Origin of the sequence: Mesorhizobium sp. B2-1-3A (assembly GCF_006442655.1) — a bacterium.
GTDB lineage: Bacteria > Pseudomonadota > Alphaproteobacteria > Rhizobiales > Rhizobiaceae > Mesorhizobium.
In genome coordinates, this window is sequence record NZ_VFWK01000005.1 from 621,913 (window position 1) to 638,124 (window position 16,212).

The 16,212-nt window shown below is 60.6% G+C and carries 21 protein-coding genes and 1 pseudogene; 7 read left to right on the plus strand and 15 right to left on the minus strand.

Features of this window, described 5'->3' with window-relative positions; all coding sequences use genetic code 11:
* Nucleotides 1-84 precede the first annotated feature (84 nt).
* The 8 genes from FJ977_RS23305 to FJ977_RS36155 form a co-directional block, all read right to left on the minus strand.
* Complete coding sequence (locus FJ977_RS23305) at nt 85-747, minus strand: lytic transglycosylase domain-containing protein (RefSeq protein ID WP_246683284.1); 663 nt, start codon at nt 745-747, stop codon at nt 85-87.
* Nucleotides 748-848: 101 nt separating this feature from the next.
* Entirely contained in the window at nt 849-1,178 is a 330-nt protein-coding gene (locus FJ977_RS23310) for a DUF736 family protein (RefSeq protein WP_140774515.1), read from the minus strand.
* A 36-nt stretch (nt 1,179-1,214) separates the two neighbouring features.
* Complete coding sequence (locus FJ977_RS23315; protein ID WP_140774516.1) at nt 1,215-1,760, minus strand: S26 family signal peptidase; 546 nt, start codon at nt 1,758-1,760, stop codon at nt 1,215-1,217.
* Entirely contained in the window at nt 1,757-2,248 is a 492-nt protein-coding gene (locus tag FJ977_RS23320) for a DUF2840 domain-containing protein (protein ID WP_140774517.1), read from the minus strand. The genes FJ977_RS23315 and FJ977_RS23320 overlap by 4 nt, the downstream gene beginning before the upstream one ends.
* Nucleotides 2,245-3,294, minus strand: a complete 1,050-nt coding sequence (locus FJ977_RS23325) for a replication initiator protein A (protein ID WP_140774518.1) — start codon at nt 3,292-3,294, stop codon at nt 2,245-2,247. Before FJ977_RS23325 ends, FJ977_RS23320 begins: the two co-directional genes overlap by 4 nt.
* Nucleotides 3,295-3,311: 17 nt before the next feature.
* Nucleotides 3,312-3,593, minus strand: coding sequence for a helix-turn-helix domain-containing protein (locus tag FJ977_RS23330; protein WP_140774519.1), 282 nt, complete (start codon nt 3,591-3,593; stop codon nt 3,312-3,314).
* 302 nt (nt 3,594-3,895) lie between these two features.
* On the minus strand, nt 3,896-4,222 hold the full coding sequence (locus FJ977_RS23335) for a DUF736 domain-containing protein (RefSeq protein ID WP_140774520.1): 327 nt from the start codon (nt 4,220-4,222) through the stop codon (nt 3,896-3,898).
* 599 nt (nt 4,223-4,821) lie between these two features.
* The gene (locus FJ977_RS36155) at nt 4,822-5,673 is read right to left on the minus strand and encodes an MEDS domain-containing protein (protein WP_210243857.1); all 852 of its coding nucleotides are present in this window, start codon (nt 5,671-5,673) and stop codon (nt 4,822-4,824) included.
* Between the two features lie 184 nt (nt 5,674-5,857).
* On the opposite strand from FJ977_RS36155, the gene FJ977_RS23345 reads away from it, so the two are divergent.
* The 3 genes from FJ977_RS23345 (at nt 5,858) to FJ977_RS23355 (ending at nt 8,875) form a co-directional block, all read left to right on the plus strand.
* A complete protein-coding gene (locus FJ977_RS23345) occupies nt 5,858-7,576 on the plus strand; it encodes a bifunctional diguanylate cyclase/phosphodiesterase (RefSeq protein ID WP_140774521.1) in 1,719 nt (572 codons plus the stop codon).
* 281 nt (nt 7,577-7,857) lie between these two features.
* A complete protein-coding gene (locus FJ977_RS23350) occupies nt 7,858-8,322 on the plus strand; it encodes an Hsp20 family protein (RefSeq protein WP_140774522.1) in 465 nt (154 codons plus the stop codon).
* A 73-nt stretch (nt 8,323-8,395) separates the two neighbouring features.
* Nucleotides 8,396-8,875, plus strand: a complete 480-nt coding sequence (locus FJ977_RS23355; RefSeq protein ID WP_181180038.1) for a hypothetical protein — start codon at nt 8,396-8,398, stop codon at nt 8,873-8,875.
* A 407-nt stretch (nt 8,876-9,282) separates the two neighbouring features.
* On the opposite strand, the gene FJ977_RS36380 is transcribed toward FJ977_RS23355, so the two are convergent.
* On the minus strand, nt 9,283-9,594 hold the full coding sequence (locus FJ977_RS36380; RefSeq protein WP_246683285.1) for a DUF2285 domain-containing protein: 312 nt from the start codon (nt 9,592-9,594) through the stop codon (nt 9,283-9,285).
* On the opposite strand from FJ977_RS36380, the gene FJ977_RS36385 reads away from it, so the two are divergent.
* Complete coding sequence (locus tag FJ977_RS36385) at nt 9,586-9,777, plus strand: hypothetical protein (RefSeq protein ID WP_246683287.1); 192 nt, start codon at nt 9,586-9,588, stop codon at nt 9,775-9,777. The genes FJ977_RS36380 and FJ977_RS36385 overlap by 9 nt on opposite strands.
* Nucleotides 9,778-9,838: 61 nt before the next feature.
* Here FJ977_RS36385 and FJ977_RS23365 read toward each other — a convergent pair whose 3' ends face one another.
* Nucleotides 9,839-10,033 (minus strand): DUF6499 domain-containing protein, encoded by a 195-nt coding sequence (locus FJ977_RS23365; RefSeq protein WP_140774524.1) that lies wholly within the window; start codon nt 10,031-10,033, stop codon nt 9,839-9,841.
* Nucleotides 10,034-10,307: 274 nt separating this feature from the next.
* Here FJ977_RS23365 and FJ977_RS36785 point away from each other — a divergent pair, with 274 nt between their 5' ends.
* Entirely contained in the window at nt 10,308-10,814 is a 507-nt protein-coding gene (locus FJ977_RS36785; RefSeq protein ID WP_342215828.1) for a helix-turn-helix transcriptional regulator, read from the plus strand.
* Nucleotides 10,815-10,915: 101 nt separating this feature from the next.
* On the opposite strand, the gene FJ977_RS23375 is transcribed toward FJ977_RS36785, so the two are convergent.
* The 3 genes and pseudogenes from FJ977_RS23375 to FJ977_RS36390 all read right to left on the minus strand — a co-directional run bounded on the left by FJ977_RS23375 (nt 10,916) and on the right by FJ977_RS36390 (nt 12,549).
* Complete coding sequence (locus FJ977_RS23375) at nt 10,916-11,251, minus strand: hypothetical protein (protein WP_140774525.1); 336 nt, start codon at nt 11,249-11,251, stop codon at nt 10,916-10,918.
* 64 nt (nt 11,252-11,315) lie between these two features.
* A pseudogene (locus FJ977_RS23380) lies at nt 11,316-11,508 on the minus strand (CsbD family protein).
* Between the two features lie 216 nt (nt 11,509-11,724).
* On the minus strand, nt 11,725-12,549 hold the full coding sequence (locus tag FJ977_RS36390; RefSeq protein WP_246683289.1) for a hypothetical protein: 825 nt from the start codon (nt 12,547-12,549) through the stop codon (nt 11,725-11,727).
* On the opposite strand from FJ977_RS36390, the gene FJ977_RS23390 reads away from it, so the two are divergent.
* On the plus strand, nt 12,536-12,841 hold the full coding sequence (locus FJ977_RS23390; RefSeq protein WP_348643225.1) for a helix-turn-helix transcriptional regulator: 306 nt from the start codon (nt 12,536-12,538) through the stop codon (nt 12,839-12,841). The two genes, FJ977_RS36390 and FJ977_RS23390, sit on opposite strands and share 14 nt — an antisense overlap.
* Nucleotides 12,842-12,904: 63 nt before the next feature.
* Here the strand turns inward: FJ977_RS23390 and FJ977_RS23395 are convergent, their stop codons facing one another.
* On the minus strand, nt 12,905-13,231 hold the full coding sequence (locus FJ977_RS23395) for a DUF736 domain-containing protein (protein WP_181180039.1): 327 nt from the start codon (nt 13,229-13,231) through the stop codon (nt 12,905-12,907).
* Between the two features lie 1,032 nt (nt 13,232-14,263).
* On the minus strand, nt 14,264-14,500 hold the full coding sequence (locus FJ977_RS23400) for a hypothetical protein (protein ID WP_140774526.1): 237 nt from the start codon (nt 14,498-14,500) through the stop codon (nt 14,264-14,266).
* A 281-nt stretch (nt 14,501-14,781) separates the two neighbouring features.
* Between FJ977_RS23400 and FJ977_RS23405 the strand changes: the two genes are divergently transcribed.
* The gene (locus FJ977_RS23405) at nt 14,782-16,206 is read left to right on the plus strand and encodes a deoxyribodipyrimidine photo-lyase (RefSeq protein ID WP_246683290.1); all 1,425 of its coding nucleotides are present in this window, start codon (nt 14,782-14,784) and stop codon (nt 16,204-16,206) included.
* Nucleotides 16,207-16,212: the final 6 nt, after the last annotated feature.

Genomic DNA, 16,212 nt, shown 5'->3' on the forward strand with positions numbered 1-16,212 from the left:
CCTCGGTTGTTGCCTCGTGCCCTCCCCATTTCGTTCGCCCTGACGTCCAGGACAACGCTTCGGCACGATTTGGACTGTTCGCCATCATTGTGCCGGTGCTCCGGCTCGGGACATCGCGAAAAGTTCGCGCGGTGGCGCACCGGCCGCAAAAAGATCGCCGGCGAAATGTGCCGCCGAATGCTGGCCGGATGCATCTTTGCCGAATGCGGAATCGGATCCTGCGTCGAAGGCCGATCGCGCCATAAACAGTGGCGCTGCCCTCCACGTCACGGCCTCGGCATGTCCGGCGGTGAGCGAGCCGGGCGCGTCACCGCCGCCCCAGAAAGGGCGAAGTTTCGCGACATACGCTCGGGTCTCAGCAGGGAGCGGTCGGCCCTTCAGGGAGGCTTCGTAACGGCCCGGGCCGGCATTGTAGGCGGCCAGAAAGCCCGGTGAGCCGTATCGGTCATAGAGCTCGCGTAGATAAGCGGTGCCGGCAAGGATATTGTCGTGCGGATCATAGGGATCGCGGCCGAGCTGGTGACGAAGGCGCAGCTCATCCCAGGTTGCGGGCATGATCTGCATCAGGCCCACGGCGCCCTTTCGCGAAACCGCGCGCGGGTCGCGCGCGCTTTCGAGACGCATGACTGCGCGTATCCAGAGCTGTGGGACGCGGAAGCGATGCGAAGCCTCGGCGATATGCGCGGCATAAGGATCGCCTGCCGATTTGTGCGGCGCCGCGGCGGATTGTGCGACAGCCCCTGTCATGGCGTTGCACAAGATCAGCAGGCCAGCAACAAGGCGAAAGGCTTCACGCCGCCACCTGACGGACCGGCATTCATGCGCACATTCCGGCGCCGATGACCCGCTCATCGAACACGCTCCGGCCGCGATTTCGGCCGCAGCCAGCGCAGCGACCAGGAGCCGTCATCGGATTGGAAGAGACCGGCGCGGAAGCGCCTGCCAAACAGCGGATCGTCGAATCGACAAGACAGATAGTCGCCAGCGGTCTGCCCGGTTTCCTGCCAGGCCGCGCCGACCTCGGGGCCTCTGCCATCGCCGATGTGGATGCGAAAATCCGGCGTCTTTGCGTCGGATGTTCTGGTGGGCACGAGCACCAGCTCGGCATCCACGAGCAGTGTTTGAATGCGTCCCGAGTAACCAGATTCTGTTTTCTGAAAGACGCCGATCTCGGCCATGGACAATCTCCTTCCTCTTGAGGGCTGGGTTGAATTTCAGTTCGACGGAGCGAGCCACGTGTAGTGACCATCGCCCCTCTCGTCGGTCCAAAGCGGCAGTGCGCGTCCGACGATCGAGCTCGCCGGAAACGGGCCGAAATAGCGGCCGTCGAGACTGTCTCCGACCTTCCGGTTCATGACGAAGATTTCGCCAGCGGCGATGATGCGGCAGCCCTGCCAGTCAGGCAGGGCACGCCCCTCGCGGTCGCGCTCCAGTGCAGCACCGACCGCCAACCCGTCGACCATGATGACGCGACTGAGACGGCAGACTTGCTGACCAGGAAGCCCTTCGACGTGTTTCAGCATCGGCACGCCAAGCGGAAGGTAGCCACGCTTGGCGGCGAACCGGGCGACCTTCTCTGGCGGTTGGATGACCGCGAGCGCGCCAGCCGCCGGAACGGTCATTGTCTTGATCGCGTAGAGCCCAAGAGGCGCGCTGGCCGACGCGTTCCACAGCAGCAGCGGCGGCGCCTCCACGACAGCGGGAGCGGCCGACATGACGACGGCGGCAAACGCTGCGGCCACCCAAGCGGTGCGGCTCATGGCGTCGCCCGCTTGCGCAACAGAAAGGCCCGGTGCTGCTCGACCGAATAGATACGCGGCATTCCGCCGGCTACGAGACGGTTGTGGGTCTGACGCCAATAGTCCGGCGCGGCCTCCGCCGGATCGAGGCCGATCGCCTCGATCGCATCGATCAACTGGAGAACACGCTCAACCTTGTCCCAGCCTGCGATTTTGAGCAGGATCTCTCCGCCTGGCCGAATGTAGGGCAGCGTCTGATAAGGTTCAGCGGCCAAGACCGCGCGCACGATGTCGATGCGCGAAACGACAGTGCCAAAGTCATTGGCCGCCCAGCGCACGAAGGCAAAAACACTGCCCGGCGCAAATCCGACGACGCGGCGCCGCTTGTTGATGATCGTCTCATGGGCAGGACGTCCGAAGCGAATGCGATGCTCAATACGCTTCTCGATCCAGGTCAGCTGGACCGTCGTGAGGTCGTCGCGTGGCGTCGATTGAGGAGACGACTTCATGTGTGGTCTCCTTCAACCCGGTCGACGCATCGCGATGGCCGCTCCTCATCGCCGCGCTTACCTGCAAGACTGTTAGATTGAGCGTTAGACTCTAAGTTAGGGGCGCGATTTTCCGTTGCGGTCCGGTCCCTTAAGGCCGATCTCGGTTCCCGAAAGCACGAGGGTCCGGTTCCCGATGGCACGATAGTTCGGGTTCCCGATGGCACGACCCTGTCCACTGGCGCGGGCGCCGGTTCGAAAGCCAGCAACACACGGCCATTGGCTTCGACCTCCGTGAACAGGAGGTATCCTGGCAAAGGCTGGCGGCGCACGATGTCACGCAGCTCGAAGGCGAAGCGTTTGAGCGGCGAGAGGCTGCCGGACTTCAGATGCAGGTGCCGGATGTCGAAACGCCAGCCAGCGCGCTGACGTCCGCCATGCTTGCGCACCAGCCGATAGAGCCACCGATCCAGCCCACCCGTCAGTCGGAAATAGGCCCGGTCAATGGTCAGGATCAGCGCGTCGTCCATGACGGCGCGATAGAACCAATCAGGCAAAATCAGTTCGATGCCGAGCGGGCGGCCGTTTCGATCGACGCGCTCCTGCCATTCATTGATCCACGAGAAGCGATGGCGCCGGCCTTCCGCAGGTTGGCGAATGGAGGTGACGACGCTTGTCGACTGCAGGCGATCGAGCGCCGCCTTGAGGCGCAAATAGTCTCGCTTCGAGACACCGCGGCCGACGAAGGTCAGCATTTCATAAGGCGTTGCAGCCATCAGGCGCGACGTGCGCAATCCGGCATCCCGCGCGCTGACGATCTGGCTTGCGGCCCAGATCAGGATATCGGCGTCCCAGATCGTCGCCATGCCGTGGTCCGGCATCGCTTCGACGCGGATCGCCACATCGCCGGCGTGGAAATCGATCGGCGCGACGCGCCTGGATTTGGCAAGGGAAAAGAAGGGATAGGCCATGAGGTCCTGCGCATCGCGTGGCGCGACGACACCGGGCAGCGCGTGGAACAGATCAAGCTGTCCGCGTTCCGACGGTTGGCGTGCGCGGTCAGACATAGGGGAGATCAGCCGGGTCAGCGCCTTTCGCGCCCGGCATAGGCGATCAGGCGGGCCGATTGCGGCTTGGCTGGCAGCACCGAGCCATGCGGATCGGATGTCGAGCTCATGGCGCCGCGCTGGACCCAGGCCTGGAGGTCGTCGACGGCGTAGACGACGCGGCCGCCGAGTTTACGATAGGCAGGCCCGGTGCCGTAGGTGCGATGTTTCTCCAGCGTGCGCGCCGAGAGGCTGAGGAAATGCGCAGCTTCGGAAGTGCGCAGGTAGCGCGGCGGCAATGGCGCGGCGTCGGCATTCATGGGGTGTCTCCTTGCTGCCGTCGCGATTGAACGGCGATCCATGGCCAGGATGGAGGAGCAAGGGCACCGCGATCAGGTGCGCAATTGCGGGGCGCTATTTCGCACCGCTACGAGGCCTTAAGGCGTTGCACCGGCGCGTGCGCGGCAGTGGGTTGTAGCCGCGCTCAGCCATCTTCAAGCCATCGCGCATCAGTCGACCCATCTGATGACAGCAAGCCCGGTCAGACGGCCGGCGGCGTGGAAAGCTTCCGCGGTCCCCGCAAAGGACGCCTCGCCCGGTACCGGGCGAGGCGTCTGCCTTTTCATTCGCCATTGCGGCGGCTGGGGCGGGACCAGATGAGACTGTGGCCCTCGCCTTCCTCATCGGCGAAGAGGTTGGCGTAGATCGGAGCGGTAAAGCTCGGATCGTCGAGCTTGAGCCCGAGATAGTCGCGGCCCTCGTTGGAGCGCTTGGACCAGGCGGCGCCGATTTCGGCCTTGCCGACCACCACGCGGTGGCTTGGAGCGTTCTCGCCGCTGGCCCGGGCGTCGGGGACGATGCGCACGCCTTTGGCCTGGACGCTGAGGGTGACGATCTCGCCGGTGAACTCGTTTGCGGTGGTCTTCTTGAAAGTGCCGATTGTAGCCATTTTCAGTCTCCGTCTTCTTCATTTCCGAGCCCGCACCATGCGATCTCGATGGCGATCGAGAGGCCGTAGGCGACCGCCGCCGCATCGCTCGCGACCGCAGCGAAGCGAAGGATGGCGCAGACGCGCGTTTCTTGGTTCCGCGAGGAATGGGCTTGCCCAGGGGAAGAAACGCGCGACGCGCCATTGCGGCATAGGCGGTCGAGGCTTCAGCCGTCCTTCGGCCAGATCAGCCCGTTTGAGAGGTCGTTGGTGCGCTCTGTGAAATGAAGGAGGAGGCAATGGCGGCGTCGGTCGCTCAGAGACGAAGTGGATCGGTCCGCCAAGGACGTCAACCTACAACGGCTTGCCCCGCATCAAAGCGTATGCCCGTCCGGTGCCAAGAGCATACGACGCCACACTACGAAGGTCCGGTTTGGGCCGGAAGCGGACTGGCGACTTGTGGCTGCCGAGAAGTGATAGCGGACGTTGAACCCGCAGAGGCTGCCCGGAAACGCATCGCATATCGCAGTTTTCATCACCGGGCAAAACAGCACTCGCAGGCCGCGTTGGAGCGCAGGCTCCGGTCCAGCTTCCATCGCAGAAGCAACCCCGGACTTGTGCTACTCGCCAAGAACCATGTGCAAGAGCTGGACCGTGCTCCGCGCGTTGGTTTTCTTGAGAAGGTTCGCCCTATGGAACTCGACCGTTCGTGGGGCAATTTTCAAGGTGCGAGCAATCTCCTTACTCGAATAGCCCCTGACGATTTGGGCGAGCACGATACGCTCTCGAGCCGTGAAAGTGGCGCGGCTGGTGTCCGCCAGGATATTCAATGCGCCATTCAGCTTCCTGATTTCCTGCTTGGCGGCCTGGAGCTCCGGCGTCTCGAGAAATTCCCATTCTCCGTTTCGCCGGGTGATGGTGAATTGATGTGCTCGTGCGACATCGAGCAGGTCCACGGCCCTGCTTTCCGACAGGGAATAAGTGCACAAAACGAGCATCTTCTGACCCGCCAGCGAGTGGTCGAGTTCATGCTCGTATTGGCAAAACTCCTGCCAGTGGCTGGTCCCGATCCAGAATGCGTTGCCGCTGATTCTGATCCCGGCATAGCCCCGTTTCAACGCTGCGCGCAGCTTCTCATTCCAGCCACCGGTGATGCGCTGTATGTCGAACTCGCCGCCCGGAAGGTACCAGTCCGTAGCAGCAATGATCTCCATCTGGCCGGCAGTCAGGCGTGCATCGATGTCGGGGATGGATTGCCGTAGCGCATCCTTCGCCGTCTCTGCGTCGATCGGATCGGAGACCGCCCAGATGCAGAATTCGTTGTCCTCCAGCCCGGCTGAGAAATAGGAAGCGTTGGTTGCAAGCAGGTCCTGTTCCGCTTCGTAGAAGACGCAGATGTGTGTGCCCCAGGACATCTCGCGCATGACGCGGATGCCGGACTTGCGGAGCGCGTGGGCAGGCTCATCGGTCATGTCGATGCCGCTTTCCGGGGCACGAGTACGTCACTGAGCCACTAAATCAGTCGCAGCAGACGGCGGCACACGCCACGTCGGCCATTCCGTTACGGAACCTGTTGATCGTGCCAGTAGGATATGCGCGATAGCTGGCCATCTATGGGGGCATCCATCTTCGGACATTATCAGCTGTGGCTCCAACATGACAGAGATTTTCAAGGCCGGGTTCGGTAATCTGATCCGCGGTACCGCGGTCGCCAACCCGCGCAGCTATGGCGTGCCGGAAGGGATCGCGGCCCGGCTACCCGATCTGTCGAGGGATGGGTTGGCCATCAGCGACCTGCGTGAAAAGGGTATGGCGCTCGTCTACGTCAACCGCGCGTTCCAGGACATCACTGGCTATTCCGGCGACGAACTGATCGGCAGAAACTGCCGCTTCCTGCAAGGCAGCGATCGTCTTCAACCCGAAATTCAGTCCATTCGCGAAGCCATCGCCCGGCGTGAGGATGTTGCCGTCACGCTGAAGAACTATCGCAAGGACGGCAGTTGGTTCTGGAACGAACTCCGCCTCTCACCTATGAGCATCGCTGGTGGTGAGCCGACGCACTATATCGGACTGATGCGGGACGTGACGGCGAGCAGGGTCGCCGCCGCCCAAATTGCCCAGAGCACCCGCGCCGACATGCTCACCCGTGTGCTCAACAGGTACGCCTTTGTCGAGGACGTCGACATCCTGTTGCGTCAGGGGGAACGGCCGATGCTGCTTGTCAAGATCGACATGTCTCGTTTCCATGACATCAACGAAGGGTACGGATATGACGTTGGCGACCAGGTGCTGATGCAGATTGCCCGACGCCTGACGAACACAGGCGCTGCACTGGTCTGCCGCACGGGATCCAATGAGTTTGCGCTCGCCCAACCGCTTGGCCATCCCGACGAGGCCCAAACGGCAATCGAAATGATCCGGCAGTCGCTGGCGCCGCGATACCTCGTTGCGGGCGCAACGCTCGGGATACGTTTTGCTATGGGCTATGTCGTTGGCACCCAGACGACGGATGCCATCACGCTGGTTCGTCGTGCCGGCGCCGCTTTGCATCGGTCGAAGTCGTCGGCGTTCCTCGATATCTGCGCATTCAGCGCCGAGGACGACAGGCGTGCCCGGAACCGACTGCGCATGACCACCGAAATGCAGCAGGCCCTGGAACATGACGAGTTCGATTTTCACTATCAGCCGCAGGTCGTCCTCGCCACGGGAACGATTGTCGGTGCTGAAGCCCTGTTGCGATGGCACCATGGCCTGTTTGGGATACAGTCGCCGGACAAGTTCATCGGCCATGCCGAAGATACGGGCCTCATACTCGAGATCAGCGCCCGGGGTCTTCGCACCGTCGCCGACTTTGCCGCGCGCGTGAACCGGGGCCGACAAGTGCCGATAGTCTTTTCGTTCAATGTTTCGCCGCTCGAGTTCAAGCTTCGCGACATGCCGAAATTTGTCTCCGATGTGCTCACCGCCAGCGGCGCCGATGCTGCATGGATCAAGCTGGAGCTCACCGAGAGCTTGATGGTCGAAAGTTCCGCGGAAATGCTGTCGATCATGAGACATCTGCGCGAACTGGGCGTCGGCCTGTCCATCGACGATTTCGGAACCGGCTACGCCAATCTGCGCTACCTCGAAGATTTCCCCCTTACGGAGATCAAGATCGATCGCGGTTTTGTCAAAGGACTAGCGCAAAGCCGTTCCAAGCGGGTCATCATCGAGTCCATCATCAGGATTTCCAGGGAACTCGGCCTTCATGTCGTCGCCGAGGGAATAGAGACAGAGGTGGAACGCACGCTGTTGCGCGACATGGACTGTGATTTCGGGCAGGGATTTCTGTGCGGTCGACCGGTCGACGCTGCAAGATTTGAATCGCTGGTTTGAGCGATTCTCCGGACCACATGAGGCAGTACCCTCGCGTGGATGTGAGGTCGTGCGATGCTGCTGAAGAAGGCATATGGTCAGCTGGCGTGGTCGTCTCGCCGCTCTCCTCCCGGCAGCGGTTTTTCGCACCATCAAGAGGCTCAAATTTTTTTGCGCAGGGGACTTGAAGCGTTTTTCGGCGCTTCCCAAATCGTTCGCCGTCGAGGCTGTATGGCTCGACGACGGGCGGCGCCGTTGGGCGGCGCACCTTGTACCCATGTTGCTTCAAGGAGAATGTGGCTATGAGAACCTTTGACTCGCTTTATCGAACCACCGTCGGATTCGATCGTCTTTTCGACATGCTCGAAAACAACGCCAGGACCGACTGGCCGCCTTACAATATCGAGAAGACCGGCGAAAACGACTACCGTATCGCCATGGCTATCGCCGGCTTCAGTTCCGAAGAGGTGGAGTTGACGCAGAATGGCCCGGAACTTGTGGTTGTCGGCCAGAAATCCGCCGACACGGAGGGGCGTCAGGTGCTGCACCAGGGCCTTGCCTTGCGCAACTTCAGACACGTGTTCAAGCTGGCCGACCACATGAAGGTCGTCGCTGCGTCCCTGGAGAATGGCCTGCTCAGCGTCGAGATCGTGCGGGAAATCCCCGAGGAACTGAAACCTCGCCGCATCAGCATCGGCTCTGGCGACGCTATGGCGGTCAGCAAGCAGATCATCCAGGACGTCGAGAAACCGCGTAAGGTTGCCTGACGCCGATATTTCAACACGAACACTGCGGTCGCCTCCGGCTTCGGTCGGGAGGCCTCGATTGCGGAGATTGGAGATGAATCAGCAGACTGAAACATTCCGCGCCCCAACCCGACGCACCGGGCGTTTAGAGGGTCTTTTTTGCCTTCTCGACAGCCCGGGCGATGTGCTCAAGCATCCACGCATGACCTTGGACGAAAAGCGCGCCTTGCTCGCATCATGGGCATCGGATGCGCATGCCGTCGAAAATCGCCCCACCCTACGCAAACTGGACAATGGCAAGATCGTCCCCGTCGACGATATCTTGCGATGCCTGAAGGCGCTGGATCAAGTCGGCCCCGCCGGCAAGGTTCTTTCGCGTCGGGCAATGCCGTGGACCGTGGCGTTCGATCGCCATGACCGGCGCATCAATGGATCGCCGCGCAGACGGCGCTTTACCGGCAGGGACGATGATGATGATCCGCCGCCTTGCCCCGTCGCCGTCGCGCCGCGCGTACCAGGTGGCGGGCAAAGTGGCGCGTATGTGATGGCCAATCGCGAGCCGGCCTATGCCTGACCAAGCGCTCGTTGGCGAAAAGGCACATAGCAACCTGCTGCGCCGGTTCGCAGCGGGTTCGCAAAGGCAGGCCTTCCGCCCTGCTTTTGAAGATGACCCTGCAAACGCCGCCTATTTCCTGAAGTGCCCAGCGTTCCGGCTGCAATGCACGGCCGTGTGTCTTCATCATCGTCCGGCATCTCCATCAGCACCGTCCCCAGTCTTTGCAATCCAGTTTTGGTCGAGGCGCTTGCCGTCCTTTGAAGCTCGAACATGCGGCCAGGTGACTAAATGGCGGCTTTTGGGAGCAAAGAACTTTGGCACGAATGAGCGAATGGAGGCGTAAAGCCGCCATTCGCTTCAGGATTGAGAGTAGGCGGCTGTTTGGAGACAGCGCAGGAGGTGGACAACGCGACCGGCGGCGCTCGTCAGGAATTGCGCCGCCGCGCACGCAGCAATTGCCGATAGCCGCGCTCAACCATTTTCACACCGTCGCGCACGAGGCGTTGCGTCTGATAGCGGAAAGCCGAGTCGTGCCAGTTGTCGGCGCTGACTAGCCGCCGGCCGAACAAGGCGGTTGCGACGTCGAAATGAGATGCCTCCTCCTCACGGCCGTCAAGGCATTGCAGCATAAGGCCTAGGCGCCGGCGCTGTGCCTTGGACAAACGGGCGTCGGGAAGATGCTGCCTGTGGATCGAGCGGATGAACCGCTCGATCGCCTGCAGCCGGTCGTGCGCCATGTCGTCGAGTGGAATTATGGCGGCCAACGGTTCGCCTGGCTGCGCATCGCCGAGAAGCGCCAGCTGCGCTCCGCCCGGCGAAGAGCGCAGGTGAAGACCGACTTCATCACGCTGCCCCGCGGTTATCGGAACGCCGAGGGCGCTGACCTCCCGCGCTCGCACATCTGGCGGAACTTTGATTAGGTTCACAACCCCAGGGTCGATCTGCGGCGCCCAATAGACGGGCTGCTCGACTGCGGATTGGTCAGGCCTCGCGGCGAAATTGCAACCCCCAGCGCTTGCGCAATGCGCGCATTGCGTTGGCCGAGCGGGACGCCGCGAAGTCATGCTGGTACTGGGGATTGCGGCGCAGGAACTCCCAGGCAATCTCATCAGCGGCCGCGCCTTTGACGAACGCATATGCCTGTGGGTCACGCCACTGCGATGTATCCGGCTTCATCCGCATCCTTCCCTTCTCAAGGATTTGATAGGGGGACGTGGCTTTGAGCGAAATCCTTGGATTCCGTCATTGACGAATGGGCGCGGAGAACTCTCGGCGGACCGATCAGATGGAGACTTTCGTGACGCTTAAAGGCGACCGGGCAGCTCTCTAGATCTTCCGATGGAGGTCAAGGGGAATGCTCTCAGCCGTACACAGTCTTCGAAACTGAAGAGCGCTTCAAACCTTCGACCGCGTCCCGGAACATTTTAGCCTCATTGAATGTTCATCATAGATGACGAAGCCAAACGAATCCGAGCAATCTGTCGAAGCCAGCCGACAGGAGTTCTCCTTGGCGTATTGCCGGGCTGCGCGTGCACTGTTGGACTGGTCCCAGCTGCGCTTGGCTGCGAGGTCCAATCTAAGCGCATCTACAATACGCGACTTTGAAAGCGGCCGGCGCATCCTGCGCGCGGAAAGGATCGCAGCTCTTCGCAAAGCCTTCGAGACGGCCGGCGTAACGTTCACGGTCGGCGGCCCGTTGCTGTCAACGACCTCGGCTGGCTCGCCACTCGCTGAAGCAAACCGGCCAGCTGACGCACCAATAGCTGACAAACGATCCGCCAAGCGGGCGCCGAAAAAGCCACGCAGTCGGCCGTTGAAGGGTGAAGATGCCGAGGTCAAGCACATCGTGGAGATACACGAGATCTTGCCGACCCAAGCGCGAGAGTTGGTGCGCCGCCACGGAAACGATTGGCGCAAGATCGACGAAGCCGCGAAATCCTACAAAGACACGGAATAGAGTTGTGCTCGACTGCAAAGCTTGAGTGTGCAGCACTCGGCAGTCACGGAAAACGGTGAGTCCCTAACGACGCTCTTGAATCTGGCAATGCCGGTGTTGGCTCACTGGGCGGTGTAGAAGGTCGGCAACACCTTGCCTTTTTCGCCGAGCAGGCAAACGAAGCGATCAGCCGCTCCGGTTTTCCCGTTGCGAGCGATATAGGCCTCGCCAAGGATGACCGTTTTGACCGGCACATCTTCCACTTTGGTGTCAGCCTTGCTGACGGCGATACTCTCCATGTCGATCACGAGATCGCTGATGTCCTTAGACTTCTCCTGGAGCGCCAGCAGACCAGTCGATTTGCATGCAGTGACGGCCGGGTCGTCAGTCGACTGAGCATGGGCGCTTCCTGCCAGCAGCACGAAAACCACCGATGCCGCGATTGTCTCTATCCGCATTTCGTTTCTCCAAAGGAAAAGCCCGCGTCGCCGCGGGCTTGTGTCAAAATTGCGTATTGATGGATCAGGCTTTGTCGACCAGGTTCTTCACCGCGTCTTTGACCTGACCCTTGGCGACCTGGGCCTTGCCCTTGGTTTCCTGGATCTTGCCCTTCGCCTGTTCCTCGTGATTGTGCACGGCCTTTGCCGATGGCCTGACGTGCCTTGCCGGCGACCTCGTCGGCCTTGCCTTTAACCTTGTCCGACGTGCTTCCCATGTTCAGCTTCCTTTCGGATTCACGCATTCACTCCGCAAAAGACGCCGCTCATCGACAATTGGCTCCACTTTTCGGGACACCGCCGTCGGGCGAATAGCAAACGCGCTGTAGAACGAGAACCCGACCACTGCTCACTGTTCTAAATCGCGTAGCAGGAGACCGCTACGCCACACTCGGCCGCTGCAGCGGCGCCCGTAAATCGGGACGTTGAGGTATCTACTGGCTCGCGCCTTGCAGTGTCTTGAACGTGTCCGCCCAGGCGCGATAGGCCTCGTCATCACCCTGGCTCCAGGCGCTGAAGGCGCGCCAGGCGGCGAAGGACGATGCAGGCTGCTCGAACAGCGCACCGATCGGGTGGTTGCCTGCAGGCCAGCCGGCCGGCTGTTCGCTTACCGCCTCATGCGTGAGGCGCCGCAGATCGGCCAGGGCAGAGCGGATCTGCGGGAGCGGAAATTCGCAAAGGTCGGTGTTGTCACTCGCCTCCCGCAGGATCACCGCGACCTTGGCAACCAGGCCCGCCAAGGATTGCGCAGGCGTCACCGCAAGCTCGGCCAGCAAGGCGTCGGCCTTCTCGGCATCATCCCGCTCCACCGCTCGGGCATCGAGATAATCGCGGCCGCCGCCAGCCCCCTCCCCGCACCCGATGACCTCCCCGGCGACGAAGAGCGCGCTGCGCTCCGAGAGCCCATCCTCCGCCTGCTCCTGCCGGACACAGGAAGCCAGCATCGCTAAGTGAGCGTCTATCCAAGCAAGGGACAGTAGAAGCACCGGATCGGTCGACGACGAAGCATCATCAGAAAGGCTGGCATGCACGCCGGTCAATGGAGATTGCATCTCCCGTCCAAGCGTGACGGAAGGCAAAGTCATGGTATTGTCGGAATCAGCCATGATCCGAGCTCCACACAGCTTGGCTTTGGTCAGGTCGGGCAAGGTGTTGCTGCACCCTGCTCGGCCGCTCACCGCAGCATAGCCGACCTTGGAGATCATCCATCCCCGGCCGCATGCACCGGTAACAGTGGTGATGTAGATGAACGCAGACAAAAAATCAAGCCCTATGGCATCAAATGATACTTTTGGTATAGATGAACTCACAAGTGGACAAGTGCGAGCCGCACGCGCTCTGCTTCAATGGGATCAGAAAACGCTTGCTGAACGGTCGAAGGTTTCCGTAGCTACAATCAAACGACTTGAGCCTTTGGCCGGTCCGATAAAGGCAAACAAAGTGACTATCGACGCATTGCGGCGCGCATTCGAATCTGCAGGCATACGGTTTCTTCCAGAGAATGGTGGCGGCGCTGGCGTCCGGCTCGCCAAACGTTCTGATCAATCATAGGCGAGCTTTCGCAGTCACCCGCAGGAGACGCCTCGCCCGGTACCGGGCGAGGCGTCTGGCGATTCACTCGCCGTTGCGGCGGCTGGGGCGGGACCAGATGAGACTGTGGCCCTCGCCTTCCTCATCGGCGAAGAGGTTGGCGTAGATCGGAGCGGTAAAGCTCGGATCGTCGAGCTTGAGCCCGAGATAGTCGCGGCCCTCGGTGGAGCGCTTGGACCAGGCGGCGCCGATTTCGGCCTTGCCGACCACCACGCGGTGGCTTGGAGCGTTCTCGCCGCTGGCCCGGGCGTCGGGGACGATGCGCACGCCTTTGGCCTGGACGCTGAGGGTGACGATCTCGCCGGTGAACTCGTTTGCGGTGGTCTTCTTGAAAGTGCCGATGGTAGCCATTTTCAGTCTCCGTCTTCTTCGTTTCCGAGCCCGCACCATGCGATCTCGATGGCGAGCGAGAGGCCGTAGGCGACCGCCGCCGCATCGCTCGCGACCGCAGCGAAGCGAAGGATGGCGCAGACGCGCGTTTCTTGATTCCGCGAGGAATGGGCTTGCAGGGGAAGAAACGCGCGACGCGCCATTGCGGCATAGGCGGTCGAGGCTTCAGCCGTCCTTCGGCCAGATCAGCCCGTTCGAGAGGTCGTTGGTGCGCTCCGCGAATTGAAGAACGGAGGCGACGGCAGCACTGGCTATCCAGAGACTTGAAGCGCATTAGTAGACGAGATGTCCGGCGTTCACCTCCTGGCGTGACCCGAATGAAAGCTTCCGCCCACCCGGTGGCAGCAGTGCGCGGCGGAGTACTCCGAATGTCTCATTTGGGGCCGAGAACGGACGGTCGGCTTTTGGGCCTTGTCGGCGAAAGCCGACCTTCGGTCACGATCGAATGAGGCTTCAAACAACCCTTTTGGAATGGACCTGCTGTCATTCGTTTTGATTTGACGGGCTTCGGTTATGCTGGTCGGAAGATGAGCATCACATGCGGGGGAGTTCGCAATCGCGGTCGTCGGCTACGTTGTGGCTGTGAACTTTCTGGCATACGCCGCCATGGTGATCGACAGGCTAGCGCCGAGAACAGGTCGCAACGCATTCCCGAGTCGACGCTTCTGCACCTCGCCTTCATCGGGTGTAGCATCGGACTTTGATCACTCAGCAAACGATCCGGCACAAGACGCGCAAGGAGCCGTTCCGCTCCAGGCTCGTTGGCATCCTCCTGCTCCAAGTCTTCGCGACAATCGCGCATATACTGGGATTGTTCGTTACGGGATCGCAATTCCTCACATTCTGAGATGAATTCGGACCGACTGCCGACCGTCGCTACAAAGGTGGACGACGCGAAAGCGGATATACGGCGACCTGATGCCAAAGTGTCCGTATGTTGCGCCCAACATCCGTACCGCCGCTAGATTGTGACAGAGATAGCGGCCAAAAGTCCTAACCAGCTACCTTGCAGTCATTATTCCAGCGGGCTCGCATCGCAATTTTCAACATGTCTTCATCAGCCATGCCGGTCTGGAAAAGCCTAATGAGTTCCCCAGCGATTTCGTGCGCATGGGAGGTGTCGGGAAGCACATGAAATTCAGCACACAAGCAGTCAAAAACAGCTTTTAGTGTGTCGAGGTCGTTGGGATAAAATGCTTCGCAGTAAGAGCGCACGTGTCGGTTATGCATCAGACGCCTCCAAAGAGGGGAGAGTGCGATAGTCACTCCCAACCAGCGATGCCCAAACAGGGTCGCGGGCTTCATCGTTATGGCAGCGTCGCTACAGGCCGTCATTAAACTATGATGTACCCGGATTCGTTCATGAGCATTTGGCGCTACGAAGGCAGAACGCGGATAGACGCTTGATTGCAGTGATCCGATCCAGCTGCTCGAGCGTAATCGTCCATCATGCGTAAGAAGATGGGGCGATAAACCAATATCGCCACGCCGCACAAGAGAGACTGACGCGAGTGAGACCTGATCCCATCATCGTTCTGTTCCGCAACGACCTACGAATTTCGGACAATCGGGCACTTTCGTCCGCAGTCGAGGCGGGCAGACCCCTCGTAACGCTTTTCATTTTTGACGAAGGCCTGCAAGATACGCGCCCGGCAGGGGCAGCCAGCCGGTGGTGGCTTCATCACTCGCTCTTGGCGCTTTCAAATGCGCTCGAAAAGCTCGGCGCGAACCTGGTGCTGCGCCAAGGTTCGACACCTGAGATTGTCGCTGAGACAGTCAGGGCTACTGGCGCTGACGCTGTGTTCTGGAACCGGCGCTATTCTCCGCCAGACATCGCCGCGGACACGATTTTGAAGTCGACATTGCGCGCAAATGGATTGAAGGCAGAAAGCTTTGACGGATTTCTTCTGCATGAGCCGTCGCAGCTTTCAACGCGGTCCGGTGACTTCTACAAAGTGTTCACACCCTTCTACAACCGGCTTTCGGAAATAGATCCGAGAGATCCGGTTGATATGCCGTCACAGATCACGGCGTGGAAGGGAACCTTGCGTTCAGAGAATCTTGATGACTTCAATCTCCTGCCAAAAGAGCCAAACTGGTCTTCTGGCCTTGCGGAACGCTGGCACCCTGGCGAAGCGGGCGCAAAAGACAGGCTGCAACTATTTCTCGAGGATCGTCTGGACAGTTATGCTGATGACCGCAACGTTCCAGGTGTTGAAGGCACTTCCGGTCTGTCACCACATCTCGCACACGGCGAGATTTCGCCATTTCAGATCATGGCGGCGTTGCGGCATCGGCGCGCTAAGGGCGCAGAGACCTTCCGCAAGGAAATAAGCTGGCGCGAGTTTTCCTACCATCTGCTTTTCAATAGGCCAAAACTGCACCTTGAAAATTTCCGCCCCGAGTTCGACTCACTTAATTGGCGAAGCGCGCCATCGGCTCTTAAGGCCTGGCAGCGTGGCCGAACAGGCTATCCGATCGTGGATGCGGGAATGCGGGAACTCTGGCAGACTGGATGGATGCACAATCGAGTGCGCATGATCACCGCGTCCTTCCTGATCAAGGACCTTCTCGTCGACTGGCGCGATGGCGAAGAGTGGTTCTGGGGCACGCTGGTCGACGCCGATCCCGCGAACAATGCAGCCAGCTGGCAGTGGGTAGCTGGCTCGGGTGCTGACGCTGCTCCGTATTTCCGTATCTTCAACCCGATCCTTCAAGGCGAAAAGTTCGATCCTGAGGGCGCCTATGTCAGGCGCTACGTGCCGGAATTGACCCGCCTGCCGAACCGGTATGTGCACCGGCCGTTTGAAGCCCCTGCCTCGCTGCTTGCAGAATGCGGAGTTACCCTAGGAGAAAACTACCCCTCGCCCTTGATCGATCATGCGGCGGCAAGAGAACGCGCGTTGGAGGCCTATAAATATACTCGTGGCGGTTAGAGCGTT